General features: G+C 29.4%; 6 protein-coding genes. All 6 read right to left on the minus strand.

The window, feature by feature from the left end; translation table 11 throughout:
* The 6 genes from IX290_RS10955 to IX290_RS10980 all read right to left on the minus strand — a co-directional run bounded on the left by IX290_RS10955 (position 1) and on the right by IX290_RS10980 (position 6247).
* Positions 1-1485 carry a tripartite tricarboxylate transporter permease gene (locus IX290_RS10955; protein WP_211493229.1) on the minus strand — a complete coding sequence of 495 codons (1485 nt, stop codon included), beginning with the start codon at positions 1483-1485 and terminating at the stop codon, positions 1-3.
* A gap of 12 nt (positions 1486-1497) precedes the next feature.
* The gene (locus IX290_RS10960) at positions 1498-1926 is read right to left on the minus strand and encodes a tripartite tricarboxylate transporter TctB family protein (RefSeq protein ID WP_211493230.1); all 429 of its coding nucleotides are present in this window, start codon (positions 1924-1926) and stop codon (positions 1498-1500) included.
* Between the two features lie 13 nt (positions 1927-1939).
* On the minus strand, positions 1940-2872 hold the full coding sequence (locus IX290_RS10965) for a tripartite tricarboxylate transporter substrate binding protein (protein ID WP_249168944.1): 933 nt from the start codon (positions 2870-2872) through the stop codon (positions 1940-1942).
* A 70-nt stretch (positions 2873-2942) separates the two neighbouring features.
* Positions 2943-3653 (minus strand): MgtC/SapB family protein, encoded by a 711-nt coding sequence (locus IX290_RS10970; protein WP_211493232.1) that lies wholly within the window; start codon positions 3651-3653, stop codon positions 2943-2945.
* A gap of 142 nt (positions 3654-3795) precedes the next feature.
* Positions 3796-5523 (minus strand): HAMP domain-containing sensor histidine kinase, encoded by a 1728-nt coding sequence (locus IX290_RS10975; protein WP_211493233.1) that lies wholly within the window; start codon positions 5521-5523, stop codon positions 3796-3798.
* Position 5524: 1 nt separating this feature from the next.
* Positions 5525-6247: a response regulator transcription factor gene (locus tag IX290_RS10980; protein ID WP_211493234.1), complete on the minus strand. Its 723-nt coding sequence runs from the start codon at positions 6245-6247 to the stop codon at positions 5525-5527.
* Positions 6248-6439 lie beyond the last annotated feature (192 nt).

Below are 6439 nucleotides of genomic sequence, written 5' to 3' on the forward strand. Positions count from 1 at the left end.
TTAGTTCTTACTTTTGTTTTGTAATTTATTCATAACTATTGGAGAGAATAGAGAAAGTATTGTAAGTATAATAAGAACTTTAGAAACAGTACTTTGGAATAAAATACTCATACTTCCATGATTTAATATTATTGATCTTCTTAATCCTGATTCTCCAATTGGTCCAAGAATAAGTGCAAGAACAATAGAAGCTGAATTAAGTTCAAATTTATTGATGATATACCCGATTATACCAAACACAAACATAATCATAACGTCTGCCATTTGATTGTTAATAGCATAAGATCCAATAACACTCAGTGAGAAAATAAGTGGTATAAGATAGTTATCAGGTACCCTTGATATCTTTGCAAATAGTTTTGATCCAGTAAGTCCAAGTATAAGCATGAAAATATTAACTACAATGAATCCAGCAAAGAATGTATATGTAATTTTTCCATGTACTGTAAATAGGTCTGGTCCAGGTTGAAGCCCTTGAATTAAAAGACCACCAAGTAAAACAGCAGTAACACTTTCTCCAGGAATACCTAGTGTAAATGTTGGAATTAATGATCCACCAGTTACAGCATTGTTAGCTGCTTCTGCTCCAGCAATTCCTTCAATACTACCATGTCCAAATTCCTCTTTATGCTTAGAAAATCTTTTTGCTTCATTATATCCAAGGAAAGATGCGATACTTGCACCTGCACCAGGTAGGATTCCAATTATATTACCAATTACAGTAGATCTTAAAGCAGTTGGTAAAATCTGTTTTATCTCTTTTTTACTTAGCATAACCGTATCATCAAACTCAACAAGTTTTCCTGATTCCTTGATTTTTTTCTCAGCTAACATAAGAACTTGTGACATTGAGAAAAGTCCAATTAGTGATGCTGTAAATGGTACACCAGAAAGTAAACTTGGAATACCAAATGTAAATCTTGGGTTTCCAAGCATTGGGTCCATTCCTATAGTAGAAAACATAAGTCCTAAAGCACCTGAAATAAGTCCTTTTGTTATAGATTTAGTGCTGGCACCTGCTATTATTGTAAGTCCAAAAATTGATAGCCAGAAATACTCTGAAGGTCCAAATTTAAGAGCTAAAGTTGCTAAAGTAGGTGCAAAGAGATACAGAGAAATAGAACTTAGTATTCCACCAATAAATGATGCTATAACAGCAGTTCCTAATGCTTTACCTGCTTTTCCCTTTAAAGTAAGTTCGTAACCGTCAATGGCAGTTGCAGCAGCTGCTGGAGTTCCAGGTGTACGAATTAGAATTGCTGAAATAGAACCTCCAAATATTGCTCCACAATATACACCAGCAAGGACGATAAGTCCTGTAGATGCAGGCATACCAAAGGTAATAGGAATTAGTAATGCAACTCCCATAGCTGCAGATAGACCTGGTAGAGCTCCTATGGTGATTCCAATTCCAACACTTACACATGCTGCTACAAGGTTGATTGGTGATACTGCAGTGAAAAATCCGAATAATACATCTGACATATTATTCCCTCCCTATATTAAAAATCCAGTAGGTACAGGAACTTTTAAGAAAGTCACAAAGACCAAATAAATTAGTATACAGAAGCAGATGCTTGTTATAATACTAAATAAAAGTTTTGCTTTAAGTCCTACCATAGTAACAATTAAATATATCAATGTTGAAACAAAGAATCCAGCAATATCTATTAAGATAATATAGATAGCTGAAATAACAATGATAAAGAAAAATTGTGAGGGTTTGAAACCTTCAAATAATTTTTTATCATATGGTTTTTTATTCATAAATGTTTCAACAGCTAAAATTATAGTTAACACCAATAGAAGTAGACATACAAACATTGGATATCTTGCAGCTCTAGGTGGAAGTCCTTTAATCATTGCATAGTAGATTGCATTAAGTACAAGAAGTCCAATAGTTAAAATTTTATCATATTTTCCCATCTATATAATCCTCCTAAATTCCTAATTTAGGAACAATTTCCTTAATATAAGTTTCCTGTTCATTTATATAATTAGTTAGTTCTTCAGGAGACATGTATTGTAAAGGTAGATTTGCATTTTTTGATTTTTCAATATTGTCTTCTGATTCTAATGCTGCTTTAAATGTATCATGTAATTTCTTTATAATTGGTTCTGGAGTTCCTTTAGGAGCAACTAAAGCACGAGCTGAACCAAATAAAACGTTATATCCATTTTCTTTTAATGTTGGAACATCTGGGAAACTTTCTAATCTATTTTCTGTAAAAGATGCAAGAATACGTAATTCATGATTTTTTACAAGGTTTCCAACTTCACTGATTTTAGCAACAGTTGCATTAACGTGGTTTCCACGAAGAGCAGCAATCATATCAGTACTTCCACCAAAAGGAACATGAGTAACTTTAATTCCAGCTTCATAAGCAAAGTGAGCAGCTCCTATATGATTTGATGCACCAGTACCATTGTTTGATATAGTAATTGTATCTGGATTAGCTTTAGCATCCTCAACAAATTCCTGAAGATTATGCCATTTACTATCTTCTCTTACTACTAAAACACCTGGATCATAAACGTGGTTCATTATTGCTACAGCATCCTCTTTTTTAAAGTTAGTTTTTCTTTGTAAAGGAATACTTACAAATGTAGGTAGATTAATAAATCCAATTGTGTATCCGTCTGGTTTTGCTTTTAATAATTCAGTATATCCAATTTCTCCATCTGCACCTGGTTTGTTTACAATAACAAAAGGTTGAGGGAAGTTTTTTTGAGCTTCTGAAATAAGTATACGAGCTCCAACGTCTGTTCCTCCACCAGCTTTATATGCAACGATAACATTTACAGGTTTTGAAGGATAATTTTCAGGTGATTCAACTTTATCATCCTTCCCACAAGCAACAAATAAAGCCATTGTTGCAAAAATTAAACCAAATAATTTAAACATTTTTTTCATAGTTTGTCCTCCCTTATTTTAATTTATGTTAAAAATCTTTAATCTCAGATATGTGTTCAAGCTCTGTGAGTTCAGCTAAAATTTCAATCTGATTATAAATTTTTGGTAACGTAATTGTGTAAGTAACTTTTTTCTCATCCATATCTTTTTTCATATTTTTTATTTTCATATGATGGTTTTTAAATATATCATAGGTTCTTATAAGATCTTTTGAGAAAAAACATTCATCTGTATAATATATAGTCAATGTTTTAGTAATATTTCTATCTATTAAAATAGTTTCTACTCTTTTAAAAGTCACTAAAACTACTAAAACAGAGATTCCACTGAGGATACTGAGTGTATAGAACCCCCACCCAATACCTAATCCAATACATCCAGTTACCCAAATAGATGCTGCAGTAGTGAGACCAGCAATAGTTTTCTTTTCACGAATTATAGTCCCTGCTCCTAAAAAACCGATACCACTGACAACTTGAGCTCCAATTCTTCCCAGGTCACTTTTTATTACCTGTGCAACTGTAGGATTAGCAATAGCATAATTTAAAATATTAATTCTGAGATGGTCTTGAATAAGAGACACAATAGTAGCTCCTAAGCACACAAGTATATGTGTCCTAAATCCTGCTGGTCTATTATTTGTACCTCTTTCATATCCTATCATTCCACCGATTATTATTGCCAACATGATTCTAAATGCAATGCTCTCAAGTGAAATTTCTGAAACAAAATTTACCATTACCCCACCTCGCATTGTTAATTTTTTTAATTATGTTAATTATGTTAATTTTCAGTTCTATTATAACACAAAGTTTAATAAAAAGATATAAAATTTTAAAAAAAGTTACAATTATTTTTAATAAAGGAGAAAATAGAAGGAATTAAATATTTAAAGGAATAGTTACAGTAAAAATTGTACCTTCTCCTAATTTGCTATCAACTTTTATTTTTCCGTTAAGGTTAAAAATCATATTTTTGACTATAGCTAAACCAAGACCTGTTCCACCAGTTTTACTATTTCTTGATTTATCAACTCTATAGAATCTTCTAAAAATATTTTGTAAATCAGCTTTAGATATTCCAATTCCCTGATCCTGTACCTTAATAATTATTTTATTGTTATTTAAATTTGCTTTTACAAAAATATTTGTATTATTATTACTATATTTAATAGCATTATCAATGAGATTTCCAACTACTGTTCTTAGAAATTCATAATTGATATAACTTGTTATTTCTATATTTTCAATTTCAGATAAAATATCAATCTGTTTATCCTTAGCTAGTTTTTCATAAAGAGATATAATATTTGCAAAACACTCATCAATTTTAATTGTATATATCTGCTTTTTACTGTTTCCAGAGTTTTCAGAATTTGATAGTTCAAGAAGACTATTTGTAAGAAGAGATAGTCTTTTAACTTCTTGCTCAATAATATCAATAAAGTGATTTAGTTGATTAGAGTCTTTTATATGACCAAGTTTAATTGTTTCAATAAAACCACTTATAATTGTTATTGGAGTTTTAAGTTCATGTGAGGCATTTGAAACAAATTCTCTTCTCATTCGTTCGGTAGTCTCAATTTTAGTGATATCTTGTGCAGTAATAATAACCTGATCTGTATTATCTTCAATATAATTAAGTTTGATTCTGTAAGTTTTATTATTGGTATTTTTCTTCATATTTATAATTTTCTTACTTTCAATTATTTGATTTAATCCTTCAGTTAAAAATTTTAATTGAGGATAGTCATAAATTGTAGTATATTGTTTGTTGATATTAAATTCTTTAATTGCATAATTGTTGAAGAGAACTAATTTTCCATCTTTTGAAATTACGAATATTGTAGTTTGTAAATTATTTAAAATAAGTTGTAAATTATTAGCTTTATCCTCAATTGCCTGGACAAGAGTATTAATTTTATTTTGCATATATATAAAATTATTACCAAGTTCTCTTATTTCATCATGGGTTGTTATAGAAAGAGCAGTATTATATTTTCCAAGAGTGATGTTTTTAACAGCTTTAGTAAGAAGAAGAATTGGTTTAATAGCTCTGTCCACTACTATTATTGAGAGAATAATAGAAAGAATACCTGAAAATATAATACTGAATAGAATGGTACCAGCTATCTTTTTTTGAAAATCATTAAAAAAAGTAAGTTTTTTTGATAGCATAAGAATTACTGGTTTATTATTAATTGTGAGCTTAGTAGCAAAAACCTCTAAAGTTTTATTCCTTTTATCACCACTTGGAATGATTCTATATACAGGAATAGTAGTCTCATTTCCTGAAAAAACAGGCAGGTCAGCATAGGAGGTAAAAATAATGCTGTTATCTTGAGAATCAGCTATAGGAGTTCCTTTTTCATCAATAAAAGTGACTCGGTAATCAGATTTGTTAGCGAAAAATTGAACAAGTCTAAAAACTGGAAGATAGCTTTTTTTATTTTCTGAAAGAAAAATACTAATAAGATTTGCTTGAGAAAGTGCAGTTGAAAAAGCTGTCTCAATATAGTTATTTTTCATCATTTTGTTGAAAGATAATCCTAATGTTAAAGATGTAATAAATATAAGAAGAAAACAGATTGATAGAAATTTTTTTCTCATATTATTGCTCCTTTGGAACTATATATCCAATTCCTCTTACTGTTTCTATATAAAAGTTATTGTGATCATCCAGTTTTTTTCTGATTTTTCTTATGTGCACATCTAAAGATCTGCTCTGTGTATTTTCATAATTCCAAACTTCTTCAAATATCTGTTCCCTTGTTATTACATTACCTTTATTTTGTATAAGAAATAAGAAAAGTTTAAATTCTTTTGTAGTAAAATCAATAAGTTGATTATTTTTATAGACTTCACTATTTTGTAAGTCAATTTTGAGGTCTTTATAATTTAAGATATTATCTTCCTGCTTTTTTCTTTCAATTGTAATATTAGGATTATTGCAGTAGTTTGGATCCATTCGTCTAAAAGTTGCTCCAACTCTTGCAATTAATTCACGTAGACTGAATGGCTTTGTTATATAGTCGTCAGCACCAATTTCAAGACAGACTATTTTATCTATCTCTTCAGATTTTGCACTGACAATAAGTATTCTTATCCTATTTAATTCAGGATTATTTCTAATCTCTTTGCATATATCTATTCCACTGATACCTGGAAGCATAAGATCAAGTAATATAAGATCCGGGTTAATTTTTTGGATAAGATTCATAATACCTTCTCCAGTATCAGCTGTATATACTTCATATCCATAAATTTCTAAATTAAGTTTTAAGAGCTCTAGAATATGAGGTTCATCATCAATGATTAATATTTTTTTATTCATAATATCCTCCGTAAAAAATAATGTTAATTATTTATATTATAGCATAGTTTTATAGATAGTTAGAATGAGTATATCTTATAATAAAAAAGGCTGCTGCAAATTTTTATAATTTTAAAAATGCAACAGCCTCAATTTTATATATTAGGAAATTATAATTTGAATAATAAGATAGAAAGTAGCTGAGAAATAGAA

This window comes from Fusobacterium sp. DD2 (assembly GCF_018205345.1).
Taxonomy (GTDB): domain Bacteria; phylum Fusobacteriota; class Fusobacteriia; order Fusobacteriales; family Fusobacteriaceae; genus Fusobacterium_A.

Coding starts and splice junctions, on each gene's coding strand:
- IX290_RS10955 (WP_211493229.1), bottom strand. CDS start 1,485: ATGTCAGATGTATTATTCGGATTTTTCACTGCAGTATCACCAATCAAC.
- IX290_RS10960 (WP_211493230.1), bottom strand. CDS start 1,926: ATGGGAAAATATGATAAAATTTTAACTATTGGACTTCTTGTACTTAAT.
- IX290_RS10965 (WP_249168944.1), bottom strand. CDS start 2,872: ATGGCTTTATTTGTTGCTTGTGGGAAGGATGATAAAGTTGAATCACCT.
- IX290_RS10970 (WP_211493232.1), bottom strand. CDS start 3,653: ATGGTAAATTTTGTTTCAGAAATTTCACTTGAGAGCATTGCATTTAGA.
- IX290_RS10975 (WP_211493233.1), bottom strand. CDS start 5,523: ATGAGAAAAAAATTTCTATCAATCTGTTTTCTTCTTATATTTATTACA.
- IX290_RS10980 (WP_211493234.1), bottom strand. CDS start 6,247: ATGAATAAAAAAATATTAATCATTGATGATGAACCTCATATTCTAGAG.